Genomic DNA, 17,270 nt, shown 5'->3' with positions numbered 1-17,270 from the left:
GTTAAATGATACCAGAGTTTAACAATGAATATGAGTATGGTGATGAAATTGAAATAATTCCGCAGCCTTCTTTTACTCACAAGATGTGGATAGAAGAAGAGAGGGTCAAAAATTATATTTATGATGATTTAGAAGCTTTAAGGCAGATGATTTATAAATGTACTAATACTGAAAGAGGAGTTTATCCTATTTACCCAAGTTTTGGAGTTAAGAAGGAAGATTTATTTGGAAAAAGGAAGGAATATGCTTATATAGTTTTAACTAGAAGGATCACTGATGCCTTGATGTTAGATGACAGAATTGAAGATGTTTTTGATTTTTCTTATGTAAATGAATGGAGTAAGGAAGATAATCTTGGAATGAAATTTAAGGTTAAGACTATTTTTGACGATAAAGCAATTGATATAGAAGAGGTGATAAGAATTGGCTAGGGGAATTTATGAGCCTATCTTTGATGATAATACTTTTGAAAATGTCCTTGAAAGAAATTTAGATAGGATTCCAGATGAATTCGACAAGAGGGAAGGCTCTGTTATTTATGATGCGATTGCACCAATGGCAATTGAAATTTCTCTTTTATATTCTTACTTGGATTTTCTTTTTAAAAATGCTTTTGGCGACACTGCTAATAGGTATTGGCTTATTGAAAGAGCAAAGGAAAGAGGGATTGAACCGTACAAGGCTACTAGATCTGTTATTATTGGACGATTTGATGCAAAACTTAATATTGGCGATAGATTTTTTATAGATGATATTTATTACACAGTTTCGAAACTTCAAAAAGAAGAAAAGGGACTGTTTTTTTATGAGCTAATTTGTAATGAAGAAGGATCTATTGGAAACAAAGAAGGTGGGAAATTAACACCGACAAGGACTATAAGAAATCTCAATTTAGCAGAGATATATAAACTAGCTATATTAGGGGAAAATGAAGAGGACACTGAAGATTTTAGAGAAAGATATTTTGAAACTATTAAGTCCATTGCCTATGGTGGAAATATTGATGATTATAGGAAAAAGGTAAAGGCTATTGATGGTGTTGGACTTGTGAAAGTCATTCCTGTGTGGAATGGCGGTGGGACAGTTAAATTAATTATTACTGATTCAGAATTTAAAGAGCCGACATCTGAACTTATTTCTAAAGTTCAAGAAATCATAGATCCCATACCTTTTCATCAAAAAGGTGTAGGAGTTGCTCCTATTGGTCACTATGTAACTGTAGTTGGTGCTAAGTCAAGGAAAATAAATATTACTTGCGAAATTTTAAAATCTAGAGATTCAAATTTAGAAGAAATAAAAAGAGAAATTAAAAGTGATGTAGAGGAATATTTTAAGGTTCAAAGGAAGAAGTGGGCAACTTATGAGAAAGTTGATTCTAATATTTATGTTGAAAATGATATTAGATTAGCAAAAATAACTAGCATAGTTTTAAATGTGGCTGATGTTATTGACTATGAAACAATTAAGTTTACAGATACAGATAAAAAAATATTTGAGCTTTCTGAAGATGAACTTCCTGTTTTAGGTGATGTCATTGTTACAGAGGTTAGAAATGGATAAGAAATTTAATGTTGATGTAAATAATATTAATTTTCACGAACTTGAAGATGTGATTTCTATAAATCGTGATGTGGATATAGGTAGGCACCTGCCACAGGATATTATTGGGAAAGGTGCTGAATTTACTAATATAAGAGTCAGAGAAAATATTGAGCTTTCTAATCTTTGGGCGAAACTCAATTCTTTGATGGAAAATTTATATATTGGATCAGCTGAGAAACTTGGACTAAGTGCTTATAAAAAGTTAATTGATGATGAGAATATAAAGGGTGATCTGGAAGTCCAGAGAAAAAAGATTTATGCCCTTTGGAATATGGCCAGAATTTGGACCCACAGAACCTTTGAAGAGTGGCTAGATTTATATTTAGGCAAGGGAAATTATGTTTTATCTTTTGACTATGATAAATATGGAATTGAGATACTGGTAAATATAAAAGAATCATTGAACTTAGAACTTGATGATTTTCAAAAGAAAGTTAGGGATATAATTCCTGCTAACTTGAAACAGTTTATAAGAATTAAGTTTATTAGAGACCAGAAAATATTTTATGGAATGTACGGGCAAAAGGCCAAGAAGGTTACTATTATGGCAGTTAAGCCTGAGGACAGGGTCTTTAATTCACCTACTTATTATGGGATTGGTGAGGTAAGAAAGAGGCTCAAGAGAAAGGCAATTATGCCGGATGTGTGGACTGTTGATGATGTGGGAATGATGAAAGAGATTGAAGATGGAAGTGAGGCGAGATTAAAATATGACAGATAATTTAAAAGATTTGCCAGTGAGTAACACTTTAAAAGATAAGTGGCTCTTATCCTGGGATGAAACGCAGCAAAAATTTGCAAGGGTATCTCCCAAAATGCTGACTTCAACTATATATACAGAAGACGGGACTCCTCTTGATGAACTTTTAAAGGTTACACCTTCTGAACTTGCCAAAATGGTTGAGGATATTCTGGAAGGTGCTCCTGAAGCCTACAATACTTTTTTAGAAGTATCTCAAGCACTAGAAGAAAATAAAGATTCCATAAGTGAAATCTTTAGAGAGATTTCTAAGAGGATTGTAAGGCCAGATGGTGGTAAAATTGGTCAAGTATTAAAACTTGATGATAAGGGCAAGCTTGTCTTTGCTGATGACCAAGATACTATTTATGAGCACCCTTTAAAACACTCAGCTGAAATGATTGAAACTAATGAGAATAGAAGCTTTGTTAGTGAAAAGGAGAAGACAGCCTGGAACAATAAATTAGATAAGGATAGCTCACTTAATGAAAATAAGATTTCTTTACAGAATCGCGAGGATTTATTAAAGAATATTTTGGAAGAAATATTAAAGTTTAATACTTCTATTAAAAATTCTATTGGAAGTCCTAATGGTATAGCAAGTCTTGACGGAAATTCAAAAGTTCCTCTGAGACAACTGCCAGACGAGGCTTTAAGAGATACAACTTATGACTTAAGTCTCTACGCAAGGACAGAAGATATTGAAAAAACTTATGCAGAAATTACAGCTTTAAATACTTTGAAGAAAGCTATTGAAGAGACACTGGAAGCTTACATTAAGAAAGTGGATTTAGATAAATTCAATAAGGCTATAAATACAGAATTAGAGAAAAAAGAAGATGCAATCCACAGGGGTGCTGCCAATGGTTATGCTTCTCTTAACGAGCTTGGAAAGGTTCCTAAGGAACAGCTTCCTGAAGAAGCCATCAGGGTCTATGACCTTGGTCCCTATGCAAAGACTGAAGATGTGAAAAGGACTTTTGCAACTAAGGAAGAAGTTGTCGCAGGGAAGCTTGATTACACTCCTGAAGATGTGTCTAAAAAAGGAAAGGCAGGGGGTTATGCAAGCTTGGGAGATGATGGCAAAGTCCCATCTTCACAACTACCATCTTATGTTGATGATGTTATGGAATTTGAAAGCAAATCAAAATTTCCAAAAACTGGAGAAAAGGGCAAGATTTATGTCGATTTATCCTCAGAAAATATTTTTAGATGGTCTGGTAGTGCTTATGTGGAAATATCTCCAAATCTAATCACACAAGCTGATATTAAAAAACTACAAGGGATTGAGGACGGAGCACAGAAAAACAACGTGACCCAAAGTATGATTGATGGTTGGAATAAAAAAATTAGTGCTGGTGAAGTTGAAGCTACAAGAATCACTGTAAGTAGTGGCGAGTGGGGTAGCTTAACATTGGGGCTTAGTCGTTGGATATCTGAACTACTCCAAAGGACAGAAGAGTTAAAGAAAGAGCTTGCTAAAAAGCCTGATGTGATTGAAATGAGTCTTTCTGACTATAACGCACTACCCATTAAGAAGCCTAATACAATTTATGCGATTGACTAGGTGATTGATATGGATTTGTGGAATAAAAAGGACATAATTATCAACGGCAAGTCAAAAAGCAAATTATTTTATGGTGAAAAAATAATCTGGTCTAAGATAAGGACTGAATTTTCTAAAGATTTTAAAAGTCTAACTGAAGAAGAAGAGTGGGAAGGGAATTTTGATACTAAAAAGCAAGGATTTAAAATTTGAAAGGAGTAGATATGCAAAGAGGAAGATATTACTTAACAGAGGAAGGTAGAGATTTACTCGCATACTGCCAAACTGGGGCAGAGTTAAGATTTACAAAAGTTGCAGTTGGTGATGGAACAATCACAAGTACAGAAGAACTTTTTAAAATGACGGAACTTAAAAACGAAGTCTACGAAGCAACAATGACGGGTATAAAAGCAAATGGTGATGGCACAAGTACAATATCTGTGAGTTTATCTAATGACGATGTAAAAACTGGATTTCTTTTAAAAGAACTTGGACTATTTGCACAAGATCCAAGAAAAGGGGAAATCTTATATGCAGTAGCTTACTACGACCAGCACAGTGATTATATTCCCGTACACAATCAAGAGATGGTAGAAATTATGCTTGACATCATAGTCGTTGTGTCAAATGTTGAAAATGTAACGATAAATATTGATAGGTCAATGACTTATGTTACTTGGGAAGAGTACTGGGATTTAGCAGGTAGAGGAAGAACAGACCAAACTGTAAAAGGAAACTGGGATTTGATACAAGATTTAAAATTACAGTTGGCGGCTCAAAGTACGCAAATAGGTAGTGGAATTACTACTAACAGATTCCAAATACAATTTAAAACGTTAACGGGTGATGAAGAATTTGAAGGAATTTACGATACTAAGATGGCGAGATTTGTTATTTAGAGAGGAGTGAGAGAGTATGACAACTTATAAATGGGGGAAATATTGGGTCAGGGAACATATAAATAAAAAATATGAGACTTCTAAATATCTAGCCGTAAATGTAAAGGAAAATCCAACAGTTGGAGATGAGGGATATTATAAAATTGTTGGAAAGATGGACGAAAGAGATATCATTAAATCATCGACATCATCTGACTATGACTACTACCTAAAGATTTCCGAGGTATCAAATTATCTACTAGATGAATATGGAAATCCAACCAAACCCGATATCTATTATGATAGTTACAAAACTATAACTGGAGAAATATACAGTCTGACTAAATCATACTCAAAAGGTTCAAGGGTTGATACAGTAACGTCAACTAATCGTAGAGCCTACCCAGACAATGGAAAATCAGGCTATTATTGGTATGTTTACGAGGGTATTGCAAACCAAACGCCAACAATTAGTGGCAAAGACGAGGACTGGGGTGGCTATAAGAAAGCCTTTAAGAGATACTATTCTGTTGATGATGGGGATAGTGATCAACAATTAAATGTGACTGTTACCTTAAATGGAGTTACTATTGCAACAGTAAACAACGCTACAAGAAATACAAATTACCCAATAGACATTGATGATAATAAATTTAATGCACTAACTTTAAACCAACAAAACACAGTGGAGATAACAGTTACAGACCCTAACGGAGCGACTGCTGTAAGACGATACACCTTTAAAAGGATTAACTCTGCTCCAGTTGTAACCATGACTAATGCTCACTATGGAGAACAAAACAAGCCTTTTAGCATCTCCTTTGAAGCAAAAGACCCAGATGATGATGAGATTACAGCAAAAGTCTTTATAGACGATGTGCAAATTAAAGATCTCGGGAAAGTATCTGGAAAGCAAACTATAACTTTGCCAAAAATTGACTTTGCAAAAATCCCTAATGGAGAACATAAAATAAGGGTAGAAGCCAAGGATTCTTATAATGCAGTTGGTGCAGGATACGCTGATTTTTCTAAAAACTTAACTTACGCATGGTATAGGCTTAAAAAGGAATTATCAGAACAGCCTTCTGCAGTAATTGTAAATCCTTTAGCAGAACTTGCACCTGGGGCAAAGATGACTATAAAGGTGTGCTCAAATGTTATGGATGCTCAGCCAACTTGGGAAACTGTTCCAGAAGAATTGTATGGCCAAAAATATAATTTTAGAAACACAACAAAGACTGGTGACAATTGGGGAGTTGGTGTTGAAATTAGGATTGATAAAGAGAAGGCAACTGAAGAGTCCTATCTTTACGGATTCGTTGGAGCCTACATGTAGGAGGGAAATATGTTTGAGTTTATAAACGAGAAGCCTTTAAAAGAATTGAGAGAAGCTGAAGATGTGCCTAAGGAAATTTTAAAGGGAATTGAAAATATTAATGATGCAAATCTTGCTTTAGCAGAGGCTGTAGCCACAAATTATGAGACTAATTTGGAAAGGGCAGAAAAAACTGATGAAGTGTTGGCGACAATTTATGAAACTATTTTAGGAGGTCAAGAAAAATGATTGATTTATATGTTGGATTAGTTATTAGGGGTAAGAGAACTTGTGATGTTAAGAACAAGGAAGTTAAGTTAGTTCCTGCAAATTTAAGGGAAGCAGTCATAGAAGAACTTAAAAATCAAGGATATGATGAGAATGGAAAGAAAATCAAATAGTGTAGTAATTGGATTTGCTGTGGCAAGTCTTTTTTTATACAAATTTTTTGTCAGGAAGGGAGGTGTAAGTATGTTAGATCTTTATGTAGGTTTAGTTTCTCGTCAAAGAAGGACTTGTAATCCTGAGAACAAAAAGGTAAGACAAGTGCCAAAGATTTGGAGAGATGCAGTCTTAGAAGACTTAAAGGCTTTAGGACTTGATGCAGATGGTATGCCTGTAAAAATGGAAGAAGAATAAGTATTATAAGTTGCTCTCCTTGATATAATAGTATTGAGGAGAGTGATTAAATTTGATTGATTTTGTGAACAGAATTTTCAAAGGAAATTTTGACTGGGGAGGTTTCATTGGATCTTTTATAGGTGTTATTGGAGCGATTTTGTTATCCAAATATAGTTATGTGAGGGATAAGAAAGAACAACTAATGAAAAGTCAAATAAATATTCTTCAGCAAGTATTAGAAATTACCGAGAATATCAAGACTTCCATAAATAAGATGAGACACTTAAAGGGGCAAGAACATCAACCAGCCTTTATCGGAGAAATAACCGATATAGATGGACGAATAGAAGAATTAGAGAAACTTTTAATGTTTTATCCTGAGCATAAAAGGATAACAAAATTTGAAAAAGTATTTTTTAAAAGGAATCTCTTCATAAAAACTAATGAAGTTCTTATGCAATTTTATTTTGGATTTATGATAAGTAACAATTTAAAATATTATCGTAAACATAAAAGAGATGAGTTTTATGATGTTCTAGATATTTTTGATAATAATCTACGATTATTTAAAAGATCTATTGATTCAATAATTCTTACTAACAAAACATTTCTAACTGGAATAAATTTTAATGAATATTGTTACTATAGTTATCAATCAAAAGAGAATACCAAGAAGATAGAAGAATTCATGAAAGAGACTGGATAAAAAAACAATCAAAGGTCTAATAAAGGTCTTTTTTTATTACAACAAAAAAGAGGGTGACATATGGATCAAGATATAAGAGATAAATTTACTGAACTAGAGAAAAAGGTGGACAGTGTTGATTCAAAAACAGATAAGACCAATGAGAGAATTAATAAGGTGGAAGCTAGACTCTATGATTCAGAAACAAATATAAAAATAATTCAAACAACTATGAACTTGATTCTTAATGACACCAAAGAAATAAAAGGTGACATAAAAGAAATTAAAAAGAATAGGGAAGAAGACCACTTCGTTAGACCTATAGAGAAATCAGAAAAGCTGCGAAATCAAATTTTTGGTGTAGTAATAGGAATTCTGGTTAGCGGTTTTGTCGTATATCTCTTCCCTATGCTTAAATAGGAGGTGGAAGATGTTAGCGTTTAAATTTATGCCGATTAAATATAACTATTCCAGTAGAAAAGGCAAGAAAGTCCAATTTCTAGTTATCCACGACACTGGTAATTCTGGAAGAGGAGCCAATGCTTTTAATCACTTTAAGTTTTTTGGTGGTGGAAATAGGAATGCAAGTGCCCATTATTTTGTAGATGACCATGAGATAGTGCAAATTATTGGAGATAGCTTTTCTTCTTGGCATTGTGGAGATAATCAAGGTCATGGAAGGGCTTTAAATGGTGTTAGGAATTGCACTTCAATTGGGATTGAACTTTGTATAAATTCAGATGGAGATTATCAAAAGGCTTATGACAATTTAGTAGAGTTGGTTAAAAATCTCAGGGTTAAATTTAATATTCCTATAAAAAATGTTTGTAGGCACTATGATGTTTCCAGGAAAAGATGCCCTGGAACTTTTTTTACAAAAAATCTTTGGGAAAAGTTTTTAAAGGATGTTCAAGAGCCTATAAGGATAAAATTGGATTTGTCAAAGTCCAGTGTTGGTGTACCTATACAAGAAAAGGCACTTAAGGAAAGGACTGATAAAGTTATGGATCAAATATTAAAATCCGACAAGGTTAAGATTAATTACAACGGCAAGGAAATTAACTTGCGAGGTAAAAATATTCAAGGTACTAATTATGTATCTATAAGAGACCTTGCAGAAGCTCTTAATTTACAAGTTGGTTGGAATCAAGAAAAACAAACTGTTGAATTGAGGGGATAGGATGCAAGACTTAGTCTTTAGTTTAAAGGAATATTTAAGTCCTGAACTGGTCTTTATGATTCCTGTGCTTGTTGTGATAGGGAAAGCTTTAAAGAAGTCCAATAGAATAAGTGATAGTCTAATACCTACAATTTTATCCATTGTAGGTATTCCTATTGCCTTGGTGACAAGTCTTGCTAATCGAATGGATCCCATGAATAGCATTCAAATTGTTGTTTGGATCCTCATGAGTATTGGCCAAGGAGTTTTTCTTGGTGCAACTGCAGTAGGAGTCCATCAATTTTTTAAGCAACATACTGAATTTAAGAATCTTAAGAACTGGGAACTGAAAGAGGACTTAATTAAGGAATTTAAAGAATCTATGGAGGATAGAAATGAATGCAAGTAATATTTTTTATGTAGTTTTATCGATTGTATCTGTGCTAATCACAGGTGTCTTGGTGCCTCTACTAAAACAAAAATACGGCAAAGAAAAAATTGTTAATGTAATGGAAGCAGTTGACATAGCGGTAAAGGCAGCTGAACAAATCTACAAGGAGACTGGTCAAGGCGATCTTAAAAAGCAATATGTACTTATGAGACTTAATGAACAGGGATTTAAAGTAACAGAAAAGGATCTAGATGATATGAGAAGGGCGAGTGTCCTTGAGTTAAACCGTTGGAAAAAAGAAATTAGTAAATAGTATGAAATGAAACTTTCTATAAGATATAAGCCGAGGTGCTTTGATAGGCCCTGGCTTATAAAAAGAGTTAACGGAAAATACGGACAGCACGCACACATGCGGAGAAAAAAAGATGCCGTAAAACTTAGAAATTTGTTAGATAAAAACCTTATGCCTTATAGCGAAGAATTTAAAATCGCTGCAAGAAGATTACTTAGTGAAAAAGAGTATAAAAAGCTTGAAAACAGCAATTCAAAGGCATTAAAAGAAAATAAAAAGGCTTATATGAGCCTTGTAGAGCCTTGACCTTTGTAGGCATGATGTTTACAGGGTTACAAGGATTTTAGTACGAGTATTGTATGTATATTTTAAAACTAAAATTTTTTTCTGATAATTTTGAATATTTGTTAAGATATTGAGCCTAGGGATTAGATCTCTAGGCTTTTTTTATTTGGTTAAAATAATTACATAAAATTAAGAAGAGCCATAGTAACTTTTGAAGAATTTTTCTATATATATAGTAGAGGTATTTAGGAGGTAAAAAAATGAACAATAATTTTAAAAAGAGATTAAATGATGACGAAATAAAAGAAATACTTATGGCTATAAAAATTGATAGAGAGGATCACAATGTAAAAAACTGGTGGAATATGAAAAAAGTAATTGAAAAGTATTTCCCAAATTTTATGGAGGAAAACTTATTTATAGAAGACATACTTTATATAATATTGGAGGATAAAGTAAATTAATGATTATAAAAAAATAGTGCTAACAAAGATATTTAGTTAGCACTATAAATTTTAGATTTTTAATTGCTATTTTCTACAATTAACTTGTTATTAAATCTTATGTTATTTATAATTAATCACATAGCCTAAAACATAAATAAACTTAACGCACAAACTACGCATAATGCGTTGAAATAGCAGGTTTAAGGGTCTTTAAAACTGACTCTTAATCAGTGGGCCTACGGTTCGAGTCCGTAAAGGTGCACCATCTGGAAGCTTGTAATTTCAATGGTTACGGGCTTTTTTCTTTGCGATAAACAGTTATATATTTTCTGATAAAAAATATTATTTTGATTAATTTATAAATTTAAGTTAAAATATTTTTTAGTTTATAATTTATTATTTTTTTGTGTTATTATAATAAAAGAGCGGGTGATTTAATGGGCAAAAATTTGATTGGATTTTATGACAGTGGAGTTGGTGGCCTTTCTGTTTTAAAAGTTGCTTTAAATAAAATCAAGAATAAAAATTTTGTTTTTTTTGGAGATACTTTGAGGATGCCATATGGTGCAAGAAGTGCAGAAGAAATAAGAGATTATACCATAGAAGCCATGGGGTTTTTTAATGATCTAGGTGTTGATCTTTCCATTATTGCGTGCAATACTGCAACAAGTTATGGGCTCAAAAAGTCAAATGGAACCTACGATTATCCTATTATTGGTGTTGTCAAACCTGGAAGTGAAAATGCAGTAGAGAGGACGAAAAATAAAAAAGTAGCCTTGGTAGCTACAAAATCCTGCGTTGAAAGTGGAGTTTATGAAAAAGCTTTAAGAGAAATTGATCCTACTGTTGAGCTTAGAAGTGTATACTGTCCTGCGCTCACTCTTGCTGTGGAAAGCGGAGATTTTGAAGAGGAATATGTTGATGGAATTGTAAAAAAATACATAGATGAATTTGGTGATTATGATTTTGATACTATGATTTTAGGATGCACTCACTATCCAATTGTTGAAAATTCTTTTAAGAGGATTTTAAAAAGAGAAGGGAAGAAAGTTTTGATGGTAGATCCTGCATATCAAACTGTTTTAGATGCCATGGATATTTTGGATATAAATGAAAATGAAGTTGAGTATAAAAATCGTAAAATTGATTTTTACATTACAGGTGACATAAAAAAGTTTAAGTATACTATGGAAAAAATTGTTGATTTAAGTAGTTTTGAGGTAAATTTTCACAATGTTAAAATAAAAGATTTAGAAAAGTATAAAAAATAAGACTTCGAATTATGAAGCCTTATTTTTGTTTAAGTCATAAATTATTTTTAAACCCTCTAGACCGAGCATCTCTTCTTCAACAAATTCAAATTCATTGTTATCAAGAAGATTTGCATAAATCCCTGTGGTTAAGATTTGTGTGTTTTTTTTATTAAGTGAATACTTTTTAAATATTTCATTTATAACACCTGAAACTGCATTTTTATATCCAAAGTATATTCCACTTTGGATTGCTTTTTCTGTGTTGTTTCCCAAAATATCTTTACATGATTTTATTTCAACTTGTGGAAGTTTTGAGCTTTCTCGAACAAGAGATTTTTGAAGTAAGTTTACTCCAGGAAATATTAAGCCACCTAAAAATTCCTTTTTTGCATTGATATAGTCGATAGTTGTAATAGATGATGCAGAAATTATTATTAAGTTATCTTTATATTTGTTTGTTGCAGCAACAGCTCTTATTATCCTGTCACTACCAACATCTCGGGGGCTTTCACATTTTATATTAAGACCTGTTTTTACTCCAGCAGAAATAATTTTAGGTTTTTTTCCAATTAAATTTATGGAAATGATTTCGTAATTTTGGTAGAGTTCTGGCACTACTGTTGAAAGTATTATGTCGTCAATATCTTCTAGCATTATATTTCTGTCCTTTAAGATTAATTTTAAAATGAGTTTAACTTCTTCTGTGGATCTATTTCTATCAGTCATAATAGAAAATTTTGTAATAATTTTATCTTCATCAAATACGCCAAAATTAGTATTTTTATTATTTATATCAATTGCAAGTAACATATTAGCTCCTTTTTGATTTTAAAGCTTTTATAACCGCTGTTGTTACAATAACAGATATTATAGCTTCAGGGATGCCTGATGTAACAGAAACACCCAATATCGCAGATTTTGCACTTTCCATGGGAATGTTTAGTGCTTCCACATATCTCTTTGCATAAATTAAATAAATGCCACCAAGGACTAAAATTGTGTTAGTCATTGAACCGATAAAGGCACCTATTGCAATTGGAAAATCTATTTCATTAGATTTAAGAGAATAGATAAAAAGTCCAATACATAAAGCAAGTAAAATTACAACAAAGGTTATATTAATAGTTGATGCTCCCGTCTTAATATCTTTAACAAGCAGTAGAATTAAGAGAAGAGTTACAATTCCCCAAAGAATTTTTGTCAAAACTTTTAGGTTTTTGTCCTTCACTTTTTTCATAGCAACATAACTGTAATAAGATGTTATTCCAATTAAAACTCTTGGCACAATTGAAATAAGCGGATTATAAAATACAAAAGCAACGGGGCTTGCATTTTTTAAAATGGCATTTAAAAGAGAAGAAATACCAAAAATAAGTCCAACAAGTGCACCAACAATAGGTCCTTCAGCAATGGCTGCAATTATTACAGGAATGTGCATAGTTGTGGCATTAATAAAGCCAAGGGGAATAAGACCAAGTGGAGTCATCCCAAGCACAATTGTAATCGCACCAAGCATTGAAGCTATCACTAGCTTTCTGTTTTTGTTTCGAGCAGTAATTTTATTCATTTTTTCCTCCTGATAGGGTTCTATGTAGATACCCTTCGATAAATTATTTAATACCGTTATAGCTTACCAGTCCGCCAGAATCTTTTGCAGAATAAATTGCATTTGCAATAGATCTAGAAATAGATTTTGCAGCAAGAATTCCAACTAAATTTAAATCTGTATTTACTTCACCACTTGCAAGAGTAAAAATAGTATCTCCATCGTTCATAGTATGCACAGGATTAATACTCCTAGCATAACCATCATGAGCCATTTGTGAGATCTTATTACAATTTGCCTTTGTGAGTTTTGCATTTGTAGAAATTACAGATATAGTCGTGTTGGCAGGACTAAATAGATTATAGTCTTTAAACTTGTTTTCGTAAAGAGTATTAGTATCTAAAAACTTTTTATTTTTTCTGTCATAAACTCCAGCAATTCTTTTTCCAGTTTCACAATCAAAAATATCGCCCAAAGCATTTAGAGCGACAATAGAAGATACAACTAAGTCACCAACTTTTACAGAAGACTGACCAATGCCTGACTTCATTGCAAAATCATTACCTAGAATTTTCCCAACGCTTGCACCACAACCTGCGCCAAAGTTTCCCATAGTTTCATCTTTTTTCTTTGCATTTTTTGCTGCAACATAACCCATATTAAAATCAGGACGAACTTTAGAATCTCCAACAGCAAGATCAAATAAAACTGCACCAGGAACTATTGGCACAACACCGACACCAACATCAAATCCATGATTATTTTCTTCCAAAAATTTCATAATACCGCCGCCAACATCAAGGCCATAGGCAGAGCCACCAGTTAAAAAAACAGCGTGAACCTTCTGAACCAAATTTTCTGCCCTTAGAAGATCAGTTTCGCGAGTTCCAGGCCCAGCACCTCGAACATCGACACCACAAGTAAAACCGTCTTCACACAAGATCACACTTGTCCCAGTTAGTGCAACATTATCTTCTGCGTGGCCAAGCTTTATTCCATTAACATCTGTCAAAAAACCTTCGTACATATTTTCTCCTTATAGAATTATTTTATTAAAAATTTTATCAAAAGCCCCATCAAAAGATGAGGCTTAATCTTCATTATCAATTATTTATTTTTCTCTTTTCATTTACAGAAGTTACCTTGTCCTTAAAAGTATAATCTTTGTCACGCCTGTCGTCAATTTTAACAACAGAGTAAACTCTATCTGCTCCATTTTCAAATACAGATTCTTGCATTCTTCTTATGACTTCATATAAAATTTTTAGATCGTCATGAGCTAAAGTTGTGCCCATTGGATTAAGTTCATAAGTTAGTCCTTCGATTTTTTCAATAGAATCAAGTGCACCTGCTATGTATTTACTTACAGATGTCGTCTTTGTTCCTATTGGTATTAGTGTTAATTCTGCTACTGCCATTTTATTCCTCCTCTTTTGAAATTCTTGGCAAGTTCCAATCTTTTTTTACGGCTAACAGTCTTATAATTAAAACTGTTAGAAAACAAATTATCATAGAAATCTCGTAAGAAAAGAAGTGTCTTGTAATTATAAAAGTTGTTGCACCCAATATACATGCGCCCGCATAAATTTGTTCACGAAAGATAAAAGGAATAGTACCTGCCAATACATCGCGAATCATTCCTCCACCTACACCTGTTATTGTTCCTACAAACATAAGCAAAAATTTTTTATAATAACCAAGAGAGATCACTGTTGCCATTCCTGTGATTGTAAAAGATGCAAGTCCTATTGTATCAAATATAATCATAAATTTATTCGTTATCTTTAGCCATTTTGGATTTTTAAATTTAAATTGAATGTAAAAGAAAATAAAGACAATTATAGAAAAAATTGTAGATATAATTGCACTTTTTGAGTCTTGAAACATTTTAGGTGGAGTTATTCCAAGTACAAGATCTCTTACAAATCCACCTCCTAGAGCTGTTACAAGTCCAAGTACAATTACACCTAATATATCCATATTCTTTTTACAGCCTAGAATTGCACCAGAAATTGCAAAGGCAATTGTTCCGATTAAATCGAAAAAAATGTTAAAGTCTAAATAATTTCCCTTCATAAATTTATTATATCAAAGTTTAATTTTTCTAGTAACTTATTTGAATAATTTGAAAAAATTTTTTAAACTTTGCTATAATAATACTATTGGAGGAATTATGAGCTTACTTATAAAAAATATTTCTTATTTAGATATAGAAAATGAAAAAATTGTTGATGATGTAGATATTTTTATTAAAAAAAATAAAATAAAAAAAATTGGAGAAAATTTAGATTTAGATGCAGATGAAGTAATTGATGGAAAAAATAAACTTTTAACACCAGGATTTGTAAATGCACATACTCATCTTGGCATGAGCTATTTTAGAAATTATGCAGATGATTTAAATTTGATGGATTGGTTAGTAAACGAAATATGGCCACTTGAAGAGAAACTAAACGCAGAAGATATTTATTATTCTTCAATGTTATCTATTATTGAAAATATAAAATCTGGTGTTACAACTTTTTGCGATATGTATTATGAAATGAATAGAGTTGGGGATGCCGCAATAGAGTCAGGGATTCGTGGAGTTCTTACTCGTGGCATGACAGATGTGGATAAAAAGGGAGAAGAAAAGCTAGAAGAGTTTGATGAACTTTACAAAAATTATCACAATAAGAGTGATGGAAGAATAAAAGTCGTGCCTGCACCTCACGCAATTTACACTTGTAGCACAGAATTTTTAAAAGAAATTGCAAAAAGAGCAAAAGAAAATTATGACGGTCTAATTCATATTCACCTTTCAGAAACATTGACAGAAGTTGAAAATTCTAAAAAAGAATATGGAATGACTCCAATTGAATATGTAAATTCTATTGGACTTTTGGAAAATCAAATAATAGCTGCACACTGCGTTCACATAACTGATGAGGAAATTGAGATTGTAAAAGATAAAAAGTTCTACCCAGTTTATAATCCAAGTTCAAATTTAAAACTTGCAAGTGGTTTTACACCAGTGGATAAAATGTTAAAGAATAAAATTATAGTGGCACTTGGAACTGATGGTGACTCATCAAATAATAATCAAGACTTTGTGGAAGAAATGCACATTGGTGGAATTGTAAATAAGGCTGTCACTATGAATGAAAAGGCTGTGCCTGCAATAGAAATTTTAAAAATGGCAACTGTAAACGGGGCAAAAGCTTTAGGATTTGAAAACCTTGGACTTGTAAAGGAAAATTATATTGCAGACCTTACAATTTTTAATTTAAATTCAAATTCCTTTACGCCAAAGAATAATTTAATTTCTGCACTTGTTTATTCTGCAAATTCATCTGATATAGAAAGTGTTATTTGCGATGGGAAATTTATTATGAAGGACAGAGAAATTGTAAAAGTCGATGAAGAAGAAATTAGGGAAATTGTAAATGAAAGATGGGAAGATATAAAGAAGAGGTAATAAAATGAATGATAAAAAGATAGTTTATAGTGGAATTCAGCCTTCTGGTTCACTCACTATTGGAAATTATATTGGAGCACTTAAAAATTTTATCGGGCTTCAAGATGAATACAATTGTCTTTATTGTATTGTAGATATGCACGCAATAACAGCACCACAAGAGCCAAAAGACCTTCGAAAGAATACTTTAGATGTCCTTGCACTTTACCTTGCGGCAGGTCTTGATCCAAAAAAGAGTATTATATATATTCAATCTCACGTGCCTGAGCACGCAGAACTTGGTTGGGTTTTAAATACGATGACAGGTCTTGGTCAACTTCAAAGGATGACTCAATTTAAGGATAAGTCTAAAAAATATTCTGACGTTCAAGCGGGGATATTAAATTATCCTGTGCTAATGGCAGCTGATATTTTGCTTTATGGGACTTCTTATGTGCCCGTAGGTGAAGATCAAAAACAACATCTTGAACTTACAAGAGATTTGGCACAAAGATTTAACTCGAGATATTCTGAAACTTTTGTAGTTCCAGAGATTTTGACGCCAAAAGTTGGGGCGAGAATAATGTCACTTAAAGATCCAAGCTCTAAAATGTCTAAGTCTGATTCAAATAAAGATTCTTTTATTTTAATTTTAGATTCAGAAGATGACACAAGAAAGAAAATAAAAAGGGCAGTTACGGATTCATCTGGTGAATTTAGATATTCAGATGAACAACCTGGTCTGAAAAATTTAATAAATATCCATGCATCCTTTTCTGGCATGAGTACAGAGGAAATTGTAAAGAAATATGAAAATCTTGGCTACGGAGAATTTAAAGAAGATCTTGGAGAAGTTGTAGTTGAGGGTCTAAGACCACTTCGTGAAAGATTTAAGGAAATAAGAGATGACAAAGCTTATCTTGAATCTGTTTACAAAGAGGGGTCAGAAAAGGCATCTTATCTTGCAAGGAAAACTCTTAGAAAAGTTTATAAAAAAGTTGGATTTATCCCTAGATAAAATTTATAAGATTATTGATTTTAAAAGATTTTTGTGGTATCTTTCTTATAAGAAAGTG

At 32.4% G+C, this 17,270-nt stretch carries 25 protein-coding genes and 1 tRNA gene; 21 read left to right on the top strand and 5 right to left on the bottom strand.

Annotation, left to right across the window (positions count from 1 at the left end):
• Positions 1-5 precede the first annotated feature (5 nt).
• From RH95_RS02275 to murI, 19 genes are all read left to right on the top strand, one after another.
• Entirely contained in the window at positions 6-431 is a 426-nt protein-coding gene (locus RH95_RS02275; protein ID WP_010242808.1) for a DUF2634 domain-containing protein, read from the top strand.
• Positions 424-1,560, top strand: coding sequence for a baseplate J/gp47 family protein (locus RH95_RS02270; RefSeq protein WP_010242806.1), 1,137 nt, complete (start codon positions 424-426; stop codon positions 1,558-1,560). Before RH95_RS02275 ends, RH95_RS02270 begins: the two co-directional genes overlap by 8 nt.
• A complete protein-coding gene (locus RH95_RS02265; RefSeq protein WP_010242804.1) occupies positions 1,553-2,323 on the top strand; it encodes a hypothetical protein in 771 nt (256 codons plus the stop codon). The genes RH95_RS02270 and RH95_RS02265 overlap by 8 nt, the downstream gene beginning before the upstream one ends.
• Positions 2,313-3,908, top strand: coding sequence for a hypothetical protein (locus RH95_RS02260; protein WP_010242802.1), 1,596 nt, complete (start codon positions 2,313-2,315; stop codon positions 3,906-3,908). The genes RH95_RS02265 and RH95_RS02260 overlap by 11 nt, the downstream gene beginning before the upstream one ends.
• Before the next feature lie 9 nt (positions 3,909-3,917).
• A complete protein-coding gene (locus RH95_RS02255) occupies positions 3,918-4,100 on the top strand; it encodes a hypothetical protein (protein ID WP_010242800.1) in 183 nt (60 codons plus the stop codon).
• Positions 4,101-4,111: 11 nt separating this feature from the next.
• A complete protein-coding gene (locus RH95_RS02250; protein WP_036742998.1) occupies positions 4,112-4,786 on the top strand; it encodes a phage tail-collar fiber domain-containing protein in 675 nt (224 codons plus the stop codon).
• Between the two features lie 16 nt (positions 4,787-4,802).
• The gene (locus RH95_RS02245; RefSeq protein WP_010242795.1) at positions 4,803-6,101 is read left to right on the top strand and encodes a hypothetical protein; all 1,299 of its coding nucleotides are present in this window, start codon (positions 4,803-4,805) and stop codon (positions 6,099-6,101) included.
• Between the two features lie 9 nt (positions 6,102-6,110).
• Positions 6,111-6,329 carry a hypothetical protein gene (locus RH95_RS02240; protein ID WP_010242793.1) on the top strand — a complete coding sequence of 73 codons (219 nt, stop codon included), beginning with the start codon at positions 6,111-6,113 and terminating at the stop codon, positions 6,327-6,329.
• Positions 6,326-6,481, top strand: coding sequence for a CD1375 family protein (locus RH95_RS09555; protein WP_158309959.1), 156 nt, complete (start codon positions 6,326-6,328; stop codon positions 6,479-6,481). Before RH95_RS02240 ends, RH95_RS09555 begins: the two co-directional genes overlap by 4 nt.
• 70 nt (positions 6,482-6,551) lie before the next feature.
• Positions 6,552-6,719, top strand: coding sequence for a CD1375 family protein (locus tag RH95_RS02235; protein ID WP_235777705.1), 168 nt, complete (start codon positions 6,552-6,554; stop codon positions 6,717-6,719).
• A 52-nt stretch (positions 6,720-6,771) separates the two neighbouring features.
• Positions 6,772-7,407, top strand: coding sequence for a hypothetical protein (locus tag RH95_RS02230; RefSeq protein ID WP_010242789.1), 636 nt, complete (start codon positions 6,772-6,774; stop codon positions 7,405-7,407).
• A gap of 60 nt (positions 7,408-7,467) precedes the next feature.
• Complete coding sequence (locus RH95_RS02225) at positions 7,468-7,806, top strand: hypothetical protein (protein WP_010242785.1); 339 nt, start codon at positions 7,468-7,470, stop codon at positions 7,804-7,806.
• Between the two features lie 10 nt (positions 7,807-7,816).
• Positions 7,817-8,566: an N-acetylmuramoyl-L-alanine amidase gene (locus tag RH95_RS02220; RefSeq protein WP_010242783.1), complete on the top strand. Its 750-nt coding sequence runs from the start codon at positions 7,817-7,819 to the stop codon at positions 8,564-8,566.
• A gap of 1 nt (position 8,567) precedes the next feature.
• Positions 8,568-8,954, top strand: a complete 387-nt coding sequence (locus tag RH95_RS02215; RefSeq protein WP_010242780.1) for a phage holin family protein — start codon at positions 8,568-8,570, stop codon at positions 8,952-8,954.
• Positions 8,941-9,249 (top strand): phage holin, LLH family, encoded by a 309-nt coding sequence (locus tag RH95_RS02210; RefSeq protein WP_010242778.1) that lies wholly within the window; start codon positions 8,941-8,943, stop codon positions 9,247-9,249. Before RH95_RS02215 ends, RH95_RS02210 begins: the two co-directional genes overlap by 14 nt.
• Before the next feature lie 6 nt (positions 9,250-9,255).
• The gene (locus tag RH95_RS02205; protein ID WP_010242777.1) at positions 9,256-9,534 is read left to right on the top strand and encodes a hypothetical protein; all 279 of its coding nucleotides are present in this window, start codon (positions 9,256-9,258) and stop codon (positions 9,532-9,534) included.
• A 239-nt stretch (positions 9,535-9,773) separates the two neighbouring features.
• Complete coding sequence (locus RH95_RS02200) at positions 9,774-9,977, top strand: hypothetical protein (protein ID WP_010242775.1); 204 nt, start codon at positions 9,774-9,776, stop codon at positions 9,975-9,977.
• A 176-nt stretch (positions 9,978-10,153) separates the two neighbouring features.
• Positions 10,154-10,224, top strand: a tRNA-Lys gene (locus RH95_RS02195).
• A 172-nt stretch (positions 10,225-10,396) separates the two neighbouring features.
• On the top strand, positions 10,397-11,230 hold the full coding sequence (murI, locus tag RH95_RS02190; protein WP_010242774.1) for a glutamate racemase: 834 nt from the start codon (positions 10,397-10,399) through the stop codon (positions 11,228-11,230).
• Between the two features lie 9 nt (positions 11,231-11,239).
• On the opposite strand, the gene RH95_RS02185 is transcribed toward murI, so the two are convergent.
• The 5 genes from RH95_RS02185 to RH95_RS02165 all read right to left on the bottom strand — a co-directional run bounded on the left by RH95_RS02185 (position 11,240) and on the right by RH95_RS02165 (position 14,834).
• Positions 11,240-12,022, bottom strand: coding sequence for a type III pantothenate kinase (locus tag RH95_RS02185; RefSeq protein WP_010242773.1), 783 nt, complete (start codon positions 12,020-12,022; stop codon positions 11,240-11,242).
• 1 nt (position 12,023) lies between these two features.
• A complete protein-coding gene (locus RH95_RS02180; protein WP_010242772.1) occupies positions 12,024-12,779 on the bottom strand; it encodes an ECF transporter S component in 756 nt (251 codons plus the stop codon).
• A gap of 43 nt (positions 12,780-12,822) precedes the next feature.
• Positions 12,823-13,785 carry a P1 family peptidase gene (locus tag RH95_RS02175; RefSeq protein ID WP_010242771.1) on the bottom strand — a complete coding sequence of 321 codons (963 nt, stop codon included), beginning with the start codon at positions 13,783-13,785 and terminating at the stop codon, positions 12,823-12,825.
• A gap of 76 nt (positions 13,786-13,861) precedes the next feature.
• A complete protein-coding gene (locus tag RH95_RS02170) occupies positions 13,862-14,176 on the bottom strand; it encodes an MTH1187 family thiamine-binding protein (RefSeq protein ID WP_010242770.1) in 315 nt (104 codons plus the stop codon).
• A gap of 1 nt (position 14,177) precedes the next feature.
• Positions 14,178-14,834 (bottom strand): trimeric intracellular cation channel family protein, encoded by a 657-nt coding sequence (locus tag RH95_RS02165; protein ID WP_010242769.1) that lies wholly within the window; start codon positions 14,832-14,834, stop codon positions 14,178-14,180.
• A 97-nt stretch (positions 14,835-14,931) separates the two neighbouring features.
• On the opposite strand from RH95_RS02165, the gene RH95_RS02160 reads away from it, so the two are divergent.
• Both RH95_RS02160 and trpS read left to right on the top strand, forming a co-directional pair.
• Positions 14,932-16,215, top strand: a complete 1,284-nt coding sequence (locus tag RH95_RS02160; protein ID WP_010242768.1) for an amidohydrolase — start codon at positions 14,932-14,934, stop codon at positions 16,213-16,215.
• 4 nt (positions 16,216-16,219) lie between these two features.
• Positions 16,220-17,212, top strand: a complete 993-nt coding sequence (gene trpS / locus RH95_RS02155) for a tryptophan--tRNA ligase (RefSeq protein ID WP_010242767.1) — start codon at positions 16,220-16,222, stop codon at positions 17,210-17,212.
• Positions 17,213-17,270 lie beyond the last annotated feature (58 nt).

Source organism: Peptoniphilus rhinitidis 1-13 (assembly GCF_000246925.1).
In the GTDB taxonomy this organism is placed as follows: Bacteria; Bacillota; Clostridia; order Tissierellales; family Peptoniphilaceae; genus Peptoniphilus_A; species Peptoniphilus_A lacydonensis.
This window is presented reverse-complemented; position numbering and strand designations above follow the sequence as displayed.

What these genes read in the sequence shown, in the direction of transcription:
- RH95_RS02170 (WP_010242770.1), bottom strand. Translation starts at nt 14,176, where the DNA reads ATGGCAGTAGCAGAATTAACACTAATACCAATAGGAACAAAGACGACA.
- RH95_RS02235 (WP_235777705.1), top strand. Translation starts at nt 6,552, where the DNA reads ATGTTAGATCTTTATGTAGGTTTAGTTTCTCGTCAAAGAAGGACTTGT.
- RH95_RS02180 (WP_010242772.1), bottom strand. Translation starts at nt 12,779, where the DNA reads ATGAATAAAATTACTGCTCGAAACAAAAACAGAAAGCTAGTGATAGCT.
- RH95_RS02220 (WP_010242783.1), top strand. Translation starts at nt 7,817, where the DNA reads ATGTTAGCGTTTAAATTTATGCCGATTAAATATAACTATTCCAGTAGA.
- RH95_RS02215 (WP_010242780.1), top strand. Translation starts at nt 8,568, where the DNA reads ATGCAAGACTTAGTCTTTAGTTTAAAGGAATATTTAAGTCCTGAACTG.
- RH95_RS02245 (WP_010242795.1), top strand. Translation starts at nt 4,803, where the DNA reads ATGACAACTTATAAATGGGGGAAATATTGGGTCAGGGAACATATAAAT.
- murI (WP_010242774.1), top strand. Translation starts at nt 10,397, where the DNA reads ATGGGCAAAAATTTGATTGGATTTTATGACAGTGGAGTTGGTGGCCTT.
- RH95_RS09555 (WP_158309959.1), top strand. Translation starts at nt 6,326, where the DNA reads ATGATTGATTTATATGTTGGATTAGTTATTAGGGGTAAGAGAACTTGT.
- RH95_RS02250 (WP_036742998.1), top strand. Translation starts at nt 4,112, where the DNA reads ATGCAAAGAGGAAGATATTACTTAACAGAGGAAGGTAGAGATTTACTC.
- RH95_RS02260 (WP_010242802.1), top strand. Translation starts at nt 2,313, where the DNA reads ATGACAGATAATTTAAAAGATTTGCCAGTGAGTAACACTTTAAAAGAT.
- RH95_RS02185 (WP_010242773.1), bottom strand. Translation starts at nt 12,022, where the DNA reads ATGTTACTTGCAATTGATATAAATAATAAAAATACTAATTTTGGCGTA.
- RH95_RS02210 (WP_010242778.1), top strand. Translation starts at nt 8,941, where the DNA reads ATGAATGCAAGTAATATTTTTTATGTAGTTTTATCGATTGTATCTGTG.
- RH95_RS02255 (WP_010242800.1), top strand. Translation starts at nt 3,918, where the DNA reads ATGGATTTGTGGAATAAAAAGGACATAATTATCAACGGCAAGTCAAAA.
- RH95_RS02225 (WP_010242785.1), top strand. Translation starts at nt 7,468, where the DNA reads ATGGATCAAGATATAAGAGATAAATTTACTGAACTAGAGAAAAAGGTG.
- RH95_RS02205 (WP_010242777.1), top strand. Translation starts at nt 9,256, where the DNA reads ATGAAACTTTCTATAAGATATAAGCCGAGGTGCTTTGATAGGCCCTGG.
- RH95_RS02160 (WP_010242768.1), top strand. Translation starts at nt 14,932, where the DNA reads ATGAGCTTACTTATAAAAAATATTTCTTATTTAGATATAGAAAATGAA.
- RH95_RS02265 (WP_010242804.1), top strand. Translation starts at nt 1,553, where the DNA reads ATGGATAAGAAATTTAATGTTGATGTAAATAATATTAATTTTCACGAA.
- RH95_RS02200 (WP_010242775.1), top strand. Translation starts at nt 9,774, where the DNA reads ATGAACAATAATTTTAAAAAGAGATTAAATGATGACGAAATAAAAGAA.
- RH95_RS02275 (WP_010242808.1), top strand. Translation starts at nt 6, where the DNA reads ATGATACCAGAGTTTAACAATGAATATGAGTATGGTGATGAAATTGAA.
- trpS (WP_010242767.1), top strand. Translation starts at nt 16,220, where the DNA reads ATGAATGATAAAAAGATAGTTTATAGTGGAATTCAGCCTTCTGGTTCA.
- RH95_RS02165 (WP_010242769.1), bottom strand. Translation starts at nt 14,834, where the DNA reads ATGAAGGGAAATTATTTAGACTTTAACATTTTTTTCGATTTAATCGGA.
- RH95_RS02175 (WP_010242771.1), bottom strand. Translation starts at nt 13,785, where the DNA reads ATGTACGAAGGTTTTTTGACAGATGTTAATGGAATAAAGCTTGGCCAC.
- RH95_RS02240 (WP_010242793.1), top strand. Translation starts at nt 6,111, where the DNA reads ATGTTTGAGTTTATAAACGAGAAGCCTTTAAAAGAATTGAGAGAAGCT.